The 16,683-nt window shown below is 75.8% G+C and carries 12 protein-coding genes; 3 read left to right on the forward strand and 9 right to left on the reverse strand.

The features are described from left to right. Positions 1-8: 8 nt before the first annotated feature. From LUZ64_RS10335 to LUZ64_RS10350, 4 genes are all read right to left on the reverse strand, one after another. Positions 9-1,757, reverse strand: coding sequence for an IucA/IucC family protein (locus tag LUZ64_RS10335; protein WP_095584480.1), 1,749 nt, complete (start codon positions 1,755-1,757; stop codon positions 9-11). Beyond that, positions 1,754-3,007, reverse strand: coding sequence for an ATP-grasp domain-containing protein (locus LUZ64_RS10340; protein ID WP_095584481.1), 1,254 nt, complete (start codon positions 3,005-3,007; stop codon positions 1,754-1,756). The genes LUZ64_RS10335 and LUZ64_RS10340 overlap by 4 nt, the downstream gene beginning before the upstream one ends. 242 nt (positions 3,008-3,249) lie before the next feature. Next, positions 3,250-4,806, reverse strand: coding sequence for a carboxyl transferase domain-containing protein (locus LUZ64_RS10345; protein WP_095584482.1), 1,557 nt, complete (start codon positions 4,804-4,806; stop codon positions 3,250-3,252). Between the two features lie 118 nt (positions 4,807-4,924). Then, positions 4,925-5,824 carry an RNA-guided endonuclease InsQ/TnpB family protein gene (locus LUZ64_RS10350; RefSeq protein WP_232390408.1) on the reverse strand — a complete coding sequence of 300 codons (900 nt, stop codon included), beginning with the start codon at positions 5,822-5,824 and terminating at the stop codon, positions 4,925-4,927. On the opposite strand from LUZ64_RS10350, the gene LUZ64_RS10355 reads away from it, so the two are divergent. Further along, positions 5,814-6,038, forward strand: coding sequence for a hypothetical protein (locus LUZ64_RS10355; RefSeq protein WP_232390409.1), 225 nt, complete (start codon positions 5,814-5,816; stop codon positions 6,036-6,038). The genes LUZ64_RS10350 and LUZ64_RS10355 overlap by 11 nt on opposite strands. Positions 6,039-6,087: 49 nt before the next feature. Here LUZ64_RS10355 and LUZ64_RS10360 read toward each other — a convergent pair whose 3' ends face one another. From LUZ64_RS10360 to LUZ64_RS10375, 4 genes are all read right to left on the reverse strand, one after another. Further along, positions 6,088-6,585: a ribonuclease FAU-1 family protein gene (locus tag LUZ64_RS10360; protein WP_095583690.1), complete on the reverse strand. Its 498-nt coding sequence runs from the start codon at positions 6,583-6,585 to the stop codon at positions 6,088-6,090. A 135-nt stretch (positions 6,586-6,720) separates the two neighbouring features. Further along, positions 6,721-7,593 (reverse strand): esterase/lipase family protein, encoded by an 873-nt coding sequence (locus LUZ64_RS10365; RefSeq protein ID WP_095583691.1) that lies wholly within the window; start codon positions 7,591-7,593, stop codon positions 6,721-6,723. Between the two features lie 163 nt (positions 7,594-7,756). Beyond that, positions 7,757-8,776 carry a DNA polymerase Y family protein gene (locus LUZ64_RS10370; RefSeq protein WP_095583692.1) on the reverse strand — a complete coding sequence of 340 codons (1,020 nt, stop codon included), beginning with the start codon at positions 8,774-8,776 and terminating at the stop codon, positions 7,757-7,759. Continuing rightward, entirely contained in the window at positions 8,773-12,366 is a 3,594-nt protein-coding gene (locus LUZ64_RS10375) for a DNA polymerase III subunit alpha (RefSeq protein WP_095583693.1), read from the reverse strand. Before LUZ64_RS10375 ends, LUZ64_RS10370 begins: the two co-directional genes overlap by 4 nt. A gap of 218 nt (positions 12,367-12,584) precedes the next feature. On the opposite strand from LUZ64_RS10375, the gene LUZ64_RS10380 reads away from it, so the two are divergent. Next, positions 12,585-13,628, forward strand: coding sequence for a YhgE/Pip domain-containing protein (locus LUZ64_RS10380; protein ID WP_095583694.1), 1,044 nt, complete (start codon positions 12,585-12,587; stop codon positions 13,626-13,628). Between the two features lie 187 nt (positions 13,629-13,815). Next, positions 13,816-14,754 carry a terpene synthase family protein gene (locus LUZ64_RS10385; RefSeq protein ID WP_095581156.1) on the forward strand — a complete coding sequence of 313 codons (939 nt, stop codon included), beginning with the start codon at positions 13,816-13,818 and terminating at the stop codon, positions 14,752-14,754. On the opposite strand, the gene LUZ64_RS10390 is transcribed toward LUZ64_RS10385, so the two are convergent. Further along, the gene (locus LUZ64_RS10390) at positions 14,734-16,620 is read right to left on the reverse strand and encodes a dipeptide ABC transporter ATP-binding protein (RefSeq protein WP_232390410.1); all 1,887 of its coding nucleotides are present in this window, start codon (positions 16,618-16,620) and stop codon (positions 14,734-14,736) included. The two genes, LUZ64_RS10385 and LUZ64_RS10390, sit on opposite strands and share 21 nt — an antisense overlap. Between the last annotated feature and the right edge of the window lie 63 nt (positions 16,621-16,683).

Here is a 16,683-nt window from a genome sequence, read left to right on the forward strand (position 1 = left end):
GCCGGCCGTCATCTGGGCGTGTCCCGGAGGTAGTTGGGGCCGTCGACGTAGTGCTTGTTGATGTCGGTGGCGCCGGAGCGCTCCTTGGTGAGCAGGGTGCCGGCCGTGATCATGGCCTTGACCGGCAGCCGGTCGGCGTCCAGGACGCGCAGCCGCAGGACGGCGGCGGCGCCCGGCGCGGTGTCCGCGAGGCGGGCGACGGCCTCGGCCAGCCGGGCGCGGAGCAGGGCGAGGAGGTCCGGCAGCGGGACGAGGCCGAGGCGGCCGAGCTCGAAGGCGAGGGCTCCGGCGCACAGGTGGACGGCGATGGTCGCGAAGACGTCGGCCACGGGGGCGTCCCCGCTGACGAGGATCCGCCGGTCGTCGAAGCCGAGGAGCTGCCCGGCGGCGGCGCCGAGCCGGCCGGCGAGCCGGGCGGTGTGCACGCGGGGCCCGTCGTTGTCCTTGAACAGCAGCCGCAGCCGGGTGTCTCCGGCGCTCCGGTCGAGGACGAGGGAGGTGTTCTGCTGGTGGGACTCCAGGGCGATGCCGTAGCCGAAGAGGGTGGTGTGCCAGTCGAGGAGGAGGGTGAGGTAGGCGTCCAGGAGAGCGGTGAGGGAGCCGCCGTAGTAGAGGTCGGCGAGCTCCTCGGCGACGAGGGCGCCGTCCGGCGCGCGGGCGAGCAGCGCGGCGACGGGCACGACGTGGGCGCCCCGGAGGCCGGGCGGGTAGCGGCGGACGAGGGCGGCGAGGAGTTCGTGACCGGCCTGGAGGTGGGTGCTCTCGTCGGCGAGGAGCACGGCGCCCGCGAAGCGCGGCTCGCGGATGACGACCTCTTCGAGGAGGCGCTGGCCGGCCTCGCCGTCGGGGAGGGTGCCGGGCTTGATGGTGCGGCGGTTGCGCAGCCCGAGGGTGGCGGTGGCGAGCGGCAGTTTGAGGTGGGTGGCCGGGTCGGCGGTCACGGCGACGGTGCGGGTGGAGAGGGTGGGCACCACGTCCAGCCAGGGCCGCTCGGCCAGGTGCGCGCGGTACGGCGGGCCGCCCGCGCGGAGGGCGGCGGCGAGGGGGCCCGCCGCCGTGAGGGGGTGGACGGGCAGCGCGAGGTGGGTGGCGTCGAGGCCGGGCAGGCCGAGGAAGGCGGGCGTGGGCCACCAGGGGGGCAGCCGGCCCGCGTCGCCCTGGACGGCGGCGCGCGGGAGGGCGAGCCAGCGCAGGGCGAAGGTGGGGTGGAACTCCGGTGCGTAGGCCCGCAATTCGGGCTCGGTGAGGCCTGAGCGGGACCGGCCGGTGGGGTAGACGGGGTGGTCGCGGAAGGCGGCCAGGGTGTCGTAGGCGACGGAATGACGCAGTCCGGTCCAGTGCGCGGTGCGGGGGCCGTGGGCTCCGGCGAGCCGGGCGAGGACGTCCTCGCGGACCCGGCCCTGCAACCGGATGGTGGCGAGGGCCTCGTCGCACTCGGCGAGGAAGGCGTCGTAGCCCGCCCGGTCCTCGTCCGGCGCCGCGGCGCGCAGCCGGGCGAGGACGGGCCGCAGCCCGGTGAGGGTGCCGTCGGCGGTCTCGACCACCGGGCTGCGGGCGGCGATCTCGCACTGGAAGCCCTCGGGGCCGACGGGCAGCAGCAGGGTCTCCTCGCCGGCCCTGATCCGCAGCCAGTCGCCGTCGGGGCGCGCCTCGGGGCGGGCGCCGCCGCGCAGCCCGTAGACGTCCTCGCGGAGCAGGGTGCTGAGGACGCGCTGGAGCAGCTCGCCTTCCACCACGTCCGTACCGGTCAGGCTCATGACACGATCTCCCAGCGCCGAGCGGCCAGGAATTCCTCGACGGCGCGGTCGATCCGGCCCTGGTCGGTGCCGGTCGCCCGCAGTACCCCGAGATAGTCGCGGTTGGTGCGGTAGAGCGGGTGCGCCTCGCCGGTCCGCCTCAGCGGCCGGTAGACCAGCCGCACGCCGTCGCGCTCGCTGTCGCTCGCCGGGGGTGCCTTCTCGAGCGTACCCCCGCGACCGGCGCATACATACTCCACGCGCGCCCGGCCGTCCGCCCGCGCGCCGAGGTCGGCGGGGAGCCGTTCGCCGAGATGGGTGCGCAGGATGTGCGCGAACAGGGGGATGTCCAGCACATCGGCGAGGAGGAGGTCGCACTGGTCGCCTATGGCGCGGTAGTTGACCTCGACGAGGCGGGCACGGTCGCCCTGGGCGACGTATTCGGTGTGGCAGGCGCCGAAGCCGACGCCGAGGGCGCGGAGCTGATCGAGGACCCGGTCGCTGTGCGGCCGCGGCGGGGCGGGGAGCAGTTCGAGCCGTTCCTCGACGAAGTGGGGCGGCGGGGACAGGTGGGTACGGAAGGCGCCCAGGGTGTGCAGCACGTGGCCGTCGCCCAGCGTCTCCAGGGTGTGCAGCGGCCCGTCCAGATACTCCTCGGCCACGAGTGCGGCGCCGGGGCGGCGGGCCCGGATCTCCCGGCAGCGGGCGGCGAGTTCGTCCCCGTCCGCCGCGAGGACGACGTCCTCGCTGGCCACGCCCTCGCGGGGCTTGACCACACAGGGGAAGGGAAGCCCCCCGGGCGGGTCCGTCCGGGCCCGGGCGGTGAACGCGTCCACGTCCTCGCCGGGTCCGAGCTCCACGGACCGCACGGTGTCGGCACCGGCCCCGGCGAGGGCGCGGCGCAGCTCGGCCTTGTTCTTGGTGCGCAGCGCGGCCTTCCAGTCCTTGCCCGGCAGCCCGAAGTAGCCGGCGGCCAGGGCGGCCTGGGTCTGGAGGTGGTCGCTGTTGGTGAAGACGGCGTCGGGCCGGGCCCGCGGGCCGCACCGTGAGATCCGGCCGATGACCTCGCGGAAGTCCCGTACGTCGCAGCCCACGACGTCGAGCGCGGGGAGGGGTCCCGCCGCGCCCCCGCCGGCCTCCTCGTACGCGCGCCGGTGCGCTTCGGGCCGGTCGGTCAGGAGCGTGACGTCCAGTCCGAGCCGGGCGGCGGCGGGCAGGAAGCCGTCGGTGACGGAGTCGGTGGGGTTGAGCGCGAGGAGGTGGAGCCGCATGGGGATACGCCTTTCGGCAGGCCGCGGGGAATGGCGTGGGGCTCGGGAAGGAGCTCCGCCGGGGCCTGCCCACCGGTGGCGGACGGCGCGGCGCGGCGCGTGGGCACCGGCCGCCCGCCCGCGGTCCGAGGGGCGGCGGGAGCGGTCTCCTTCACAAGGAAGACCCTAGGTTAGGCAAGCCTTACCTTGTCAATTCCCGTTGTACGTATACCCGCAATGCCCCGTTCATCCCCGCCGGGCCGTCACCCGTTCAGGCCGATGCGTCGATAACGCGCCCGGCGTGCGGCAAGGCGTTCGTCCCGGTCGCGCGCCGAGAGGGCGGCGAGCTCGGTGCCGAGCAGGGCGCCGAGGCGCGGCAGGAAAGCACCGGCCGCTTCCCCGTCCGCCTCCTCCTCGACGATCAGGTCCACGATGTCGTGCGCCAGCAGGTCCGCGGACCGTACGCCCTGGCGCGCGGCGACCTCGAACGCCCGCTCCGTGGTGCGGTACAGGATCGCCGAGGCGCCCTCCGGCGGCAGCGGTGACAGCCACGCGTGCCGGGCGGCCACCACCCGGTCCGCGGGGAGCAGGGCGAGCGCGGCGCCGCCGGCGCCCTGGCCCAGCAGCAGGCACAGGGTCGGGGCGGACAGCGTCACCAGGTCGGCGAGGCAGCGTGCGATCTCCCCGGCCAGGCCGCCCTCCTCGGCGTCCCGCGAGAGCGCGGCGCCCGCCGTGTCCACCACGGTGAGCAGCGGCAGGTCCAGCTCGGCGGCGACCCGCATGCCGCGCCGGGCCGCGCGCAGCCCGGCCGGCCCGAGCGCCTGGCCCGCGGCCGGGACGCCCGAGGCGGGGGTGGAGTGGCTGCCCCGGTCGTGGCCGAGCACGACGCACGGGGTGCCGCCGACCCGGGCCAGCGCGAGCAGCAGCCCCGGGTCGTGCTCGCCCGCGCCCGTACCGCTGAGCGGGGTCACCTCGGTCGCGGCGGCCGCCAGCAGCTCCGCGACGCCGGGGCGGTCGGGCCTGCGCGAGCGGCGAATCGATTCGGCGGCGGGGACGTCGGGGGCGCCGGAGGTGCCGCCGGACGGGCGTACGAGCGCGGGCCCCGCGTCCATATCGGCGTCGGCACCGCCGTCGGCGTCCCGGCACAGCACGGCGAGGGCCCGCGCCGCGACCTCCGCGAGGCGCTCGGCGGGCAGCACCCCGTCCACCAGGCCGTGCGCCAGGAGGTTTTCGGCCAGCTGGACCCCCTGGGGGAACTCCTCGCCGTAGAGGGCCTCGTGGACGCGCGGGCCCAGGAAGCCGATGAGGGCGCCCGGCTCGGCGGAGGTGAGGTGGCCGAGCGAACCCCAGGAGGCGAGGACGCCGCCCGTGGTGGGGTGGCGGAGGTGGACGAGGTAGGGCAGCCCGGCCGCCTTGTGGTCGGTGATCGCGGCGGCGACCTTGACCATCTGGAGGAAGGCGATGGTGCCCTCCTGCATCCGGGTGCCGCCCGAGGCGGGCGCCGCGAGCAGCGGCAGCCGCTCGGCGGTGGCCCGCTCCACGGCCCGTACCAGCCGCTCCCCCGCGTCCACCCCGATCGACCCGGCCAGGAAGCGGAACTCGCAGGCGACCAGCGCCACCCGGCGCCCGCGGATCCGGCCCTCGCCGGTGACGACGGACTCGTCCAGCCCGGTGCGCTCGCGGGCGGCGAGGAGGTCGGCGCGGTAGGCGGGGTCGTCCGTGGTCACCTCGACGGGCTCGTCCCAGCACTGCCAGCTGCCGGGGTCGACCACCGCCTCGATGAGCTCGCGGGCGGACGTACGGGGGCGGTTCTCAGTCATGTCGATCACCCTGCCACGGCGGCGCGCCCGGTGGGGTGTCAGGGGGCCAACGGTTCGACCACATCCTTGGTGACGTGCTGTTGAAGCTCTCTCCCCCGTGAACGGGGGAGATTCCTGCCTACCTTGCGGTGGCGGGTTTGACGCCGTGTGAAGCACGCCTGACGACTGCCCTCCCGGCAGCCGGGACGAGCGCGTGGCCCGTCCGGTATCGGCGCGGCACCGTGCGGGCGGCATTGTGGTCGGCGTTACCTTCCCAGCCGCACGCGGGGTCGTTGCACACGAACCCGGCCTGGGTGCGTCGGCTGCCCGCGGTCACCGTGTGGCACTGCGCGCACTCCTGCGAGGTGCCCGGGGCGGGCACCTCGGCCAAGCGGCCGCCCCGGCGGGCGACCTTGTAGGCCAGGAGTTGCACGGTCCGGCCCCACGCCTCGCCGAGGATGGAGCGGTTCAGGCCCGCCTTCTGTGCGACGTTCTCGCCTGGCTGCTCGGCGGTGCCCTTGGCGGACTTGACCATGTTCGTGATGGAGAGCGCTTCGACCACGACCGTGCCGTACGTCTCGGCGATGGACGTGGTGGTTTTGTGCTGCCAGTCGTCGCGTCGGCGCTTGACTGTCGCGCGGATGCGGGCGATCTGGTCGTACGTCTTGTGCGGGCGGCGGCCGGTGCGCCGGCCCTTCTTGCGGTGCCCCTTACGGCGGGCGGCGCGCTGCTCGTAGTGCAGCAGACGGGCCTCTTCCTTCTTGGTCGGCCACGGGCCGTGCTCGACGACCTCGCCGTCGGACAGTGCGAGGGGGATGGTGATCCCGGCGTCGACGCCGACCTCGGGGCCCGGACGCGGTCCCGGGACCTGGGCCAGGGTCGTCACACGGAAGGCGATGTGCCGGCCCAGGGCGTCCTTGGCCAGCCGCGCCCCGGTGATCCTGTGGTGCTTGTCGGCGTGTTTGCCGACCGGGAGGTCCTTGGTCCAGCGGAGGCGAGCCCTGGGCGCGGCGGACCTGGACCGCCTGATGCGCGCCACGTCCACCTGCCGCGCCTCGGTCACCCTCGCCGGTCTCCTGTCGGCCCTGGCTCTCCTCCCCCGCCGCACCCTCCCGTGGTGGGCGGCGGCCGCGAGCGCGCTGTTCACGACGGCGGTGCCGGCGTTCGCGGGGATGCTGCTGCCGATACCGGCGGCACTGGCGGTGGCGGCCCGGGGGTTCGTGGCGTACGCGGGGAGGCGGCGGGCGGGGTGAGCGGGGGGGGCTCCGCGGGTGCGTGCCCACGAAGGCGCCCGGCAGCGGCTCAGCCGAGCAGCCCCTCCAGCCCGCCCGCGCGGGCGAGCGTCTCCAGCTCGTCCAGGGCCTCCCGGGCCTTGGCGGCCGCCGCCGGGTCGCGGGACTCCAGGCCGCTGTCCGCGAACTCGTCCTCGTCCAGGCGCAGCACGGACGTGCCGTCCGCGGAGACCCACAGGTCGAGGTCGAGGTCCTCGACGACGAGGCCGTTCGGGGCGATGCCGGCGGGGCGGGTCACGTCGCAGTACCAGCCCTTGAGGACGCCGTCGGCGGTGCGGACCTCCTTGACGGCGTACCAGCGGTCGCGCCAGTAGTGCTCGGTGAAGACGTCGCCGGTCTCGAAGCGGACGAAGCCGAAGTCACGGGCCGCGTCACCCGCCCAGGGGGCGCGGACGACGGCGTGCGTGCCGTCGTCGGCCAGTACGAGCGCGGGGTAGGTCACCTTCGTGCGCCCGGCCTTCACCAGCCTGACGGCCACCTCGCCGCCCGCTGTCAGCGTTCCGCTCATCCCCGTGCCTCGCTCTTCTCGTCCGTACCGGTCGGTTCCGGAGGCAGCCTCTCCCGGGGACGGGGGCCCTGGCCAGCGATTTACGCCGGTCGGCCCCGGCGCCGTGTGCGCCGGGCCCGCCGTGGGCGAGAGGGGTCAGCTGACCATCGAGGCGCAGGAGGACGGTGTGGCGTTGGCCGGGTCGAGGGCGTTGGCCGTCTCGTGGAAGGCGACGCGGTCGATGGTGCCGAGCGTCAGGTGCATGGAGATGTCGACGGCGCAGCGGTCCTGGATGAGGATGTTCTTGACGTTCGGACCGGTGAGGAACTGCGAGGTGTGGGGTGTGACGACCTCGTCGTACCGGGTGGCGATCACGGTGTAGTTGACGCCGGGGACGGTGTCGCCGCCCTCGTTGAGCTTGCGCATGAAGGGCGAGTCGACGACCTGGTCGGTCAGGCCGGGGGCGACGCCGGTGATCGCGTCACGCGCGCCGGGCACGATGTCGAGAAGCTTGGTCAGGCCGGACATGGTGGTGCCGTGATTGTTGGGCGCGAGGCCGACCAGGGTGCCGACCTTGGGGGCGCCGCCCAGGAACTTCAGGTAGTAGCGGGGCATCATGCCGCCCTGGGAGTGGCCGACGAGGTCGACCTTGGACGCGCCGGTGTCGGCGAGCACCTTGTCGACGAAGGTGGAGAGCTGCTCGGCGCCCTTGTCGACCGGGCCGAGTCCGTAGAAGACGGGGACGCCCGGCAGCTGACCGTAGTCGAAGGAGAAGACGCAGTAGCCGCGGTCGACCAGGTAGGGCGCGAGCGACCACCAGTTGTTGGTCTTGTTCTCCATCGTGCCGTGCACGAGGACGACGGGGCGCGGGTGCGCGGCCGAGGGCTTGCAGGAGGTGTCGTTCCAGCCGCTGGTCACTCCGGCGGCGTGGGCCGGGGTGGCCGTCGCGACGGTGGGCGCCACGGCGGCCGCCACGGTCAGCGCCACGGCGGAAACAAGGGTGCGGAGGGATCTCCGGCGCAGGTGCATCTGAACTCCTCGCGGGTGGGGGGTAGTCACGCCTGCGGGCAGGGCGAAGCGCACGGCGAGCCGTGTTTCGGGTGCGTTACGAGGGCGTGAACTTACTTGCGAGTAGACTGCGGGGAATTTCTTGCTTTCGTCAAGCAAATCCGCAGGAATCGCACCAAGTGAATCAGGCCACTTCCAGACGGGCCGCGGGCCCCACCGCCGCCGCGCCGAAGCGCGCCCGCGCCTTGTCGACGGCGGCCTCGACGCGGCGCGCCTTGTCGTCGGCGGGGTCGAACGTCAGCTGGTGCGCGGCGAGTCGGGCGTCCTTGAGCCCCTCGGCGCGCAGTGCCACCGCGCGTACCCGTGCCCGTTGCAGTCCCAGCGCGCCGTGCAGGGCGTACGCGGCGGCCGTCAGCGCCGGTGTGTGCGCGGTCGGTTCGGCGAGGGTCCGGGTGCGGGTGGTCGAAGAGCCGTCCGCGTAGCGGACGGTGAGGGTCAGTCCGTGGGCGACCTGGCCGGTTCCCCGCAGCCGCGCGCCCAGCCCGTCGGCGAGCGTGAGCAGCGCGCGCCGCCGGTGGTCCGGGTCCAGCTCGTCCCCGGTGAAGCGGTGCTCCGCCCCCGTCGAGCGGGCCCGCGCGCCCGGGGTGACGGGTGTCGGGTCGATGCCGCGCGCCCGCTCGTGGACCCGGCGGCCCGCGGCCGCGCCGAGGATCCGCTGGAGCGCGGGGAGCGGTGCGGCGGCGATCCGGCCGGCGCTGTCGAGCCCGTACGCGCACAGGGTGCGGGCGGTGGCGGGGCCGACGCCGTCCAGCGCGGCGGCCGGCCTGCGGGCGAGGAAGGCGGTCACCGCGTCCGGGTCCGCGGGGAGCGTGCGGACCGAGCCGGGCGCCCCGTCCCGCGCGGCCATCCGCGCGAGCATCGGGTTGCCCGCGATGCCGACCGCGCAGTCGGCCCCGTAGCGGAACAGCGACCGCAGCCGTACGAGGCGGGCGAGCCCCTCCGGGTCGTGACCGAAGTACCGCACGGCGCCCCGTACGTCCATGAGCGCGGCGTCGGGCGGCAGCGCCTGCACCACGGGGGTCACCTCGGCGAGCAGTCCGAGCAGCCCGTCGTAGGCGTCCTCGCCGAGGGCCGGCCGGCCGACGGGGTGGAAGCGCACGTACAGGACGGCTCCGGGCGCGAGGGGGGTGGCGAGGCCGGTCATCCCGCGCTCCCGGGGCTCGCGTGCCACAACTTGCGCCCGGTCGGCGCGCCTTCGCCCGCGGGCCGGAGGTCGGACCAGGGGTGCATGGTGTAGCCGGTGGACAGCCGGATGCGGCGGTCCGCACCTCCCGGAACCGGTTCTTCCGCAGGGGCCGCCAGCAGCTCCGCCACCGCGTCCAGGCCGCCTTCGGCACGCAGCGCGGTGAGTTCCGCGAGGTCCCAGGCCGCCGCGCCGACGACGCTGAGGCTGCGCGGGCCGCGGCGCTGGACGACACCGCGGACGAGCAGCAGCCAGGAGTGGAAGACGGTGTGCGCGCACACGGCGTGGCCGGGGGGAGCATCGAAGAAGGCGCAGTCGACCAGGCCGGTGCCGTCGTCGAGGGTCGTGAAGATGACCCGCCTGCCGGAGCGGACCGGCGGGGTCTGGATGGCGGCCTTGGCGCCCGCGACCAGGACGGTCTCGCCGTGCCGGGCGTCGCGCAGCCGCCGGGCGGGGAGCGCGCCCAGCTCCGTCAGGAAAGCCCGGTGGTCGGACATCAGGTGGCGGGAGACGTCCATGCCGAGGACGCCGAGCTCCGCGTCGAGGCGCTCGCGCGCGTCGAGGTCGGGGAGACCGGCCGGCTCGGGGCGGGCGCTGTCGATCAGGGGCAGCTGGGCGGCGGATCCGGTGGACTCCCGGCGCCGCCGGTGGAGTTCGGCGATGTGCAGCAGCAGGTCTCGGCGGTTGGCGCCGAAGGCGTCCAGCGCGCCGACCCGCGCGAGCCGCTCGGCGACGGCCCGGCCGGGGCGGGCGCGCAGCCACAGGTCCTGGAGCGAGGTGTACGGGCGGCCGGCCGCGATGCGGTCCGTCTCCGCCTCGGTGATGCCGTGCACCTCGGAGAGGGCGAGCCGGACGCCGTAGGTCCGCGCGCCGGGGGTGCGGGAGGGCCGGGAGACCCCGGAGGTACCGGAAACACCGGCGGTCCCGGGAGCCCGGGCGGTCCGGAAGGTCTCAGCAGCCCCGGGAGCCTCTTCCCCGACGCCACCATCGGACACCAGTTCGATCCGATAGGCCGCCGCCGACCGGTTCACGTCCAGCGGCAGGATCGGCACCCCGCGCCGCCGCGCGTCCGCGAGCAGCAGCCGCTTCGGGTACATCCCCGGGTCGTGGGTGAGCAGCCCGGCGTAGAAGGCCGCCGGGTGATGGGCCTTCAGCCAGGCGGACTGGTAGGTCGGCACGGCGAACGCGACGGCGTGCGCCTTGCAGAAGCCGTAGCTGCCGAACGCCTCGACGATCTCCCAGGTGCGGCGGACGACCTCGGCGGAGTAGCCGCGCCCGCGTGCCCGCTCCGCGAACCAGGCGCGCACCCGGCCCAGCAGCGACGGGTCGGACAGCGCGCGGCGCGTCTCGTCCGCGAAGTGCCGGTCGCAGCCGGTCATGACGTGCAGGATCTCGATGATCTGCTCGTGGAAGACGACCACCCCGCAGGTCTCCCGCAGCGCGTCCGCCAGGTCCTCGTGCGGGTAGCGGACGGGCACCCGGCCGTGCCGGGCCTCGACGAAGGGCCGGACCATGTCGGCGGCGACCGGGCCGGGCCGGAAGAGCGAGATGTCGACCACGAGGTCGTGGAAGGTCGAGGGCTGGAGCCGGCCGATCAGGTCGCGCTGGCCGGGCGACTCGATCTGGAAGCAGCCGAGCGTCTCGGTGGAGCGGATCAGCTCGTACGTCCGCCGGTCGCCGGGCGGCACCTGGGCGGGGTCGTCGAGGTCCGGGCGGTGTCCGGTGGCCCGTTCGATCTCCCCCACCGCGTACGCCATCGCGGACTGCATCCGCACGCCCAGCACGTCGAGTTTGAGCAGCCCGAGGTCCTCGACGTCGTCCTTGTCGAACTGCGCCATCGGGAAGCCCTCGCCGCTGGTGGGCACGACGGGGGTACGGGCGCGCAGCGTCGCGTCCGACAGCAGCACCCCGCACGGGTGCATGGCCGTGCCGCGCGGCAGCCCGTCCAGCGCCTCGGTCAGCTCCCACAGCCGGCCGTGCTCCTCCTGGGCCACCCCGCGCAGTTCGGGCAGTTCCCGCAGCGCGGCGCGGGCGTCGCGGGCCCGGATGTGCGGGAACGCCTTGGCGAGCCGGTCCACCTCGGCGGGGTCCATGCCGAGGGCGGTGCCCACGTCCCGGACGGCGTGCCGCACCCGGTAGGTCTCGGGCATGGCGACGGTCGCGACCCGGTCCGCGCCGAAGCGGTCGAAGATCGCGCGGTAGACCTCGAGGCGGCGCGCGGACTCCACGTCGATGTCGATGTCGGGCAGCGCGGTCCGGCGCGCCGACAGGAAGCGCTCCATCAGCAGGCCGTGCTCGACGGGGTCGGCGTGGGCGATGCCGAGCAGGTGGTTGACGAGGGAGCCGGCGCCGGAGCCGCGGGCGGTGACGCGGATGCCGAGCGCGCGGGTGTCGTCGACGACGCGGGCGACGGTGAGGAAGTACGAGGCGAGGCCGCGCCCGGCGATGACGTCCAGCTCGTCCTCCAGCCGGTTCCAGTAGCGGCGGTCGCGGTCGTGGCGGCGCAGCACCATGCCCGCCGCGCAGCGGGAGGCGAGGACGCGGTCGGCGGTGCGGCGCCCGGCGCCGACCAGGTGCGGTTCGGGGAAGTGGACGGTGCCCAGGCCCAGGTGGTCCTCGGGGTCGACGCGGCAGGCGGCGGTCTCCTCGGTCGTGGCGAGCAGCCGGTGCGCGGTGTCGCGGCGGAAGCCGGCGGCTTCCACGATCCGCGCGGCGAGCGCGGCCATGTCGCGGGGGCCCTTGAGCCAGCGCTCCCCGCCGTCGAGGGCGTCCGGCCTGCGGGGGTCGAGGGGGACGAGCCTGCGGGCGGAGTCGAGCACGTCGGCGACGGGCCCCTGGCCGGGGTCGGCGTAGCGCACGGCGTTGCTCAGGACGGCCCGTACGCCCAGGTCGGCGGCGAGGCCGACGGTGCGGGCGGCGAGCCGCAGCGAGCCGGGGCCGGTGCCGGCGCGGCCGTGGCAGACGGCCTCCAGACGCAGCTCGTCACCGAACATTTCGCGCCATGGCACGAGCAGTCGCGCGGCCCGGTCGGGGCGCCCGGCGGCGAGCGCGCGGCCGACGTCGGAGTCCGGGCCCAGGAGGGCGGTCAGCGGGGCCCGGATGCCGGGCGCGGCCGCCGCGAGGTCCTCCCGCGTCAGCCCGGGCCGGGCGGCGGGGGCGCCGGGCACGGGGTCGGCGGGGAGCGCGTGGGCGGCGGAGACCAGGCCGCACAGGGCGGCCCAGCCGGCCGCGCCGTCGCGGGCGAGGAAGGTCACCCGGGGCGCGGACTCGTCGAGGAAGGCGCCGCCGCGCACGGGGGTGCGGCGGCGTACGGCCCGGTCGGCGCCGGGGGCGGGCTCCCGTACGGCCAGGTCGGCGCCGAACAGCGGACGCACCCCGGCCCGGGCGCTCGCCTTGGCGAACCGGACGGCTCCGGCGAGGCTGTCGCGGTCGGTGAGGGCGAGGGCGTCCATGCCGCGCTCGGCGGCGCGCTCGGCGAGCCGCTCCGGGTGGCTGGCCCCGTAACGGGCCGAGAACCCCGAGACGGTGCGCAGATGCGTGAATGCCGTCATCGCGCGCCTCCTGCCGTTCCCACGTGGTCCTCGCTGTTCCCTCACCCCCCTGGCACCCTCCGGGCGCCCTGGCTGATTTCCGCCCTTCCTTCTCCACCATAGACCACGACTCGAACATTCGTACGAACGCCGAGGTGGGGGCGTCCCTTGCCGGTCCGCGGTCGCCCGAACGGCCCGCACCGCCTGCGGCGGCCCGGCGGACCCCGCAGGCTCGGGACATGGACCGCACCCCCGGCGACACCGCCCGCCCCACCTTCGCCGAGGAAGCGCGGGAGGCGGTGACCGGCCGTGCCGCGCTGCTGGTGATCGGCGCGCTGGTGCTCCAGCTGGCGTTCATCACCTCCTATGTGGGCGCCTTCCACGCCCCGAAGCCGAAGGACGTCGCGGTCGGCGTGGTCGCGCCTCAGGCGCTCAGCGGGCAGCTGGTCGAGCGGCTGGGCAGGCTGCCGGGCCGCGCCCTGGAGGTCCGCGCGGTGCCCGACCGGGCGGCGGCCGTCCGGCAGATCCGGGAGCGCGACCTGGACGCCGCGCTGGTCGTCGACCCGCGCGGCGCCACCGACACCCTGCTCGTCGCCGGTGGCGCGGGTTCCTCGCTCGCCCAGGCCACCGAGGCGGTCGTCACCCGGGCCGAGGCCGCCGAACAGCGCTCCCTCAAGGTCACCGACGTCGCCCCCGTCGCGGCCGGCGACTCCCGCGGCCTGAGCTCCTTCTACCTGGTGGTGGGCTGGTGCGTGGGCGGCTACCTGTGCGCGGCGATCCTCGCGATCAGCGCGGGAGCCCGGCCCGCCAACGCCCGCCGGGCGGGCTTCCGGCTCGCCGCGCTCGCGCTCTACGCGGCGGTCGCGGGGCTGCTCGGCGCCGTCATCACCGGACCGGTCCTGGGAGCGCTGCCCGGCAGCGTCCTCGGCCTGTGGGGGCTGGGCACACTGGTGGTCTTCGCCGTCGGGGCCACCACGCTGGCCCTCCAGGGACTGGCCGGGATCGTCGGCATCGGTCTGGCGATCGCGCTCGTCGTGGTGCTGGGCAACCCGAGCGCGGGCGGCGCCTACCCCTACCCGCTGCTGCCCCCCTTCTGGCGCGCCATCGGCCCGGCGCTGCCACCGGGCGCGGGCACCTGGTCCGCCCGTTCGATCGCCTATTTCCAGGGCAACGCGCTGACCTGCCCGCTGCTGGTGCTCTCCGCCTGGGCGGTGGCCGGCACGGCGGTGACGATGGCGTGCGCGGTGTTCCGGCGGAGGGAGGAGGAGCCGGCGGCCCCGTGACGCGGCCGTGCGCCCCCGCGTCGTACACCCATGCCGCACGCCTCCGTACGCCCCCTCCGCGCCCCCGCGCGCACGCCCCCCACGCACGCCCCTCGATGCGCTGATGAGCCGTGGCCCCGGCCCCGCACCGGGTAGAACTTGAGGACCCCCCAGGTCCCCGAGAGCGCACTCCCCGGTGAGGAACCCCATGCCCAGTGAGCGGCCGCCGAGCACCGATCTCCGGGTGAACCGCCATGCCGCGGAGGCCGCCGAGTTCATCGAACGGTGGGTGCGGCGGACCGGGCTCATCCAGTCCTTCACCGCTCAGCGGCGCTTCCGCAGGGCGGACTGCGCCGCGTTCGCGGCACGGGTGATGCCCGACGCGGAGTGCGAGCGATTAAAGCGCGGCACGGCCTGGCTCGTCTGGTTCTTCATCTTCCTGGACCAGTCCGAGGAGCGGGAGCGGGCGCTGCCGTCCGCCGAGGCACCGCCCGAGTTCCTGCCGTTCCTCCCCCCTGACGCGGGCCTCGCTCCCCCGCCGCGCACCGCGCTCCAGCGCGGCCTGGCCGACGCCTGGCGGATGGTGGCCCCGGCGATGTCGCCGGAGTGGCGCCTGCGGTTCCTGGCCCGCTTCCGCGAGTTCCTCGGGTCCGGGGCGGCGGCGAAGCCGGCCCGGCCGCTGTTCGCCCTCGTCGAGTACACCAGCGGGTACGAGGTCCCGGCCGGGGTCCGGGCGCTGCCGGCCTTCCGGGCGATGGACGACGCGGCGGCCCTCTTCTGCCCCGGGCCCCCTTCCGCCGTCTCCCCGGCCCGGCAGCGGTCCGGGCAGCGGGAGTCCGAGCTCCTCACCGCCCGGCGGGAGACGTTCCGGCTCGCGCTCGCGGCCCTGCACCGGGACATGGCGCGGCGCCGGCTGCCCGCGGCGGCGGTGTCGGCCGCCTCCGCCTACACCGAGGCGCTCACCCTCTGGATCGGCGGGCCCGCCCCGCCCGGTGACCGGGTCCGCCCCCTGGAGGGCGGCCGGCTCAGCCTCACCGACGACATCACCGGGGCCCCGGTCGACCTGCTGCGCGCCCGGCGCCCCGCGCCACCGCCCGTCCCCTCCACGGGCGGCGGCGCGGGGACGTCACATGCCGGCCGCGAGTAGCTCCCGCGTGTACGCGGCCTTCGGGTCGTCGAAGACCTCGTCGCGCGGCCCGCTCTCCACCACGGTCCCGGCCCGCATCACCGCGACGCGGTCGCAGAAGTGCCGGACGACGGCGAGGTCGTGCGAGACGAACAGGAGGGACAGCCCCAGTTCGTCACGGAGGTCCATGAGCAGGTTGAGCACCTGTGCCTGCACGGACACGTCGAGCGCCGACACCGGCTCGTCCGCGATGATCAGGCGGGGGCGGAGGGCGAGGGCGCGGGCGATCCCCACGCGCTGGCGCTGACCGCCGGAGAACTCGTGCGGATAGCGGTCCAGATGGTCCGCGGACATCCCCACCTGCTCCAGGAGTCCGGCGGCCCGGTCCCGGCGGGCCGCCGCGTCGAGGTCCGTGTGCACCCGCAAGGGCAGGGTGACGCTCTCCTCGACCGTGCGGCGCGGGTTGAGCGAGGCGTAGGGGTCCTGGAAGACCAGCTGCACCTCACGGCTGAGCTCACGGCGGAGCCGGGTGTCGACGGCCGCCCGCGCGATGTCGCGCCCGTCGAAACGGACGCTCCCGGACGTCGGCTTCCGGAGCCCCGCGAGCACCCGGGCCGTCGTGGACTTCCCGGAACCGGACTCCCCCACGAGCCCGAGTGTCTCCCCCTCCCCCACCCGCAGGCTCACCCCGCGTACGGCGTGCACGGGCTCGGACCGCCGGCCCAGGAGCGGGCGGCGACCGCCGAAGGACACGTGGAGATCGACGACTTCGGCGAGCGGGCCGCCGGCCGGAGGCTTCACCGGCGCGGCCGGCGCGGCCGGCGCGGCCGGCGCGGCCGGCGCGGCCGATTCCCGCCCGGCCGAGTCCCGCGCGGCGCCGCCGGACACGGCCCCCGCGAGGCCCGGCGCCCCGGAGCCCGTGGCGCCGCCCTCGGCCGTCGCGGCGAAGGGAGCCATGGCCCGGACCGCGCCCGCCGTGCCGACGAGCGTCCCCGGCGCGCCCGCCCGGACGCGCCCGGCGGGCGCCGGGCCGGCCGGTGCGCCGCCCGGATCCGCGGCGCCCGGATCCACTGCGGACGCCTCCGCCGACTCCACCGTGGGCAGCCGTGTCCCCGGCACCGTCTCCCGTGTCGGCGCGGCGCCGATCAGGGCGCGCGTGTACGGGTGTTCCGCTTGCGTCAGCAGCTTGCCGGTGGGCCCCGACTCCACGAGGTGGCCCGCTCTCATCACCAGCATGCGGTCGCACGTCGCGGCGACGACGCCCACGTCGTGGGTGATCAGCAGTACCGCCGTGCCGCTCTCCTCCCGCAGCTCCGCCAGGAGCGAGAGCACCTGGCGCTGCACCCGCGCGTCGAGCGCCGTCGTCGGCTCGTCCGCGATCAGCACGTCGGGGGCGTTGACCAGGGCGATGGCGATCATCACCCGCTGCCGCATCCCGCCGGAGAACTGGTGCGGGTAGTCGCGGGCGCGGGCCGCCGGGATGCCGACCCGGTCGAGCATCGCCCGCGCCCGCTCCCGGGCCTCGGCGCGGCCCGCCGCGCGGTGGTGGAGGCGGTACGCCTCGGCCAGTTGGTCCAGCACGGAGTGGAAGGGCGAGAGCGCGGCCAGCGCGTCCTGGAAGACCATGGCGATCCGCGCGCCCCGCAGGGCGCGTACGGCGGAGTCGGGCGCGCCGACGACCTCGGCACCGCCGACCGTGACGCTGCCGCCGACGGTCGTACGAGCGGCGTCGTGCAGCCCCATCGCGGCGAGGCCGACGGTCGACTTCCCGGAGCCGGACTCCCCCACGAGGCCGAGGACCTCGCCGCGGGCGAGGTCGAAGGAGAGGCCGTGGACGGCGGTCACCGACCGGCCCCGGCCGGTGAAGGAGACGGTCAGGTCGCGCACCCGGAGCACCGGGTCCCCGCTCCCCGCGGGCGCGGACACCGGTGCCGGGACAGGTGCCGGGAC

Origin of the sequence: Streptomyces albireticuli (assembly GCF_021228125.1) — a bacterium.
In the GTDB taxonomy this organism is placed as follows: Bacteria; Actinomycetota; Actinomycetes; order Streptomycetales; family Streptomycetaceae; genus Streptomyces; species Streptomyces albireticuli.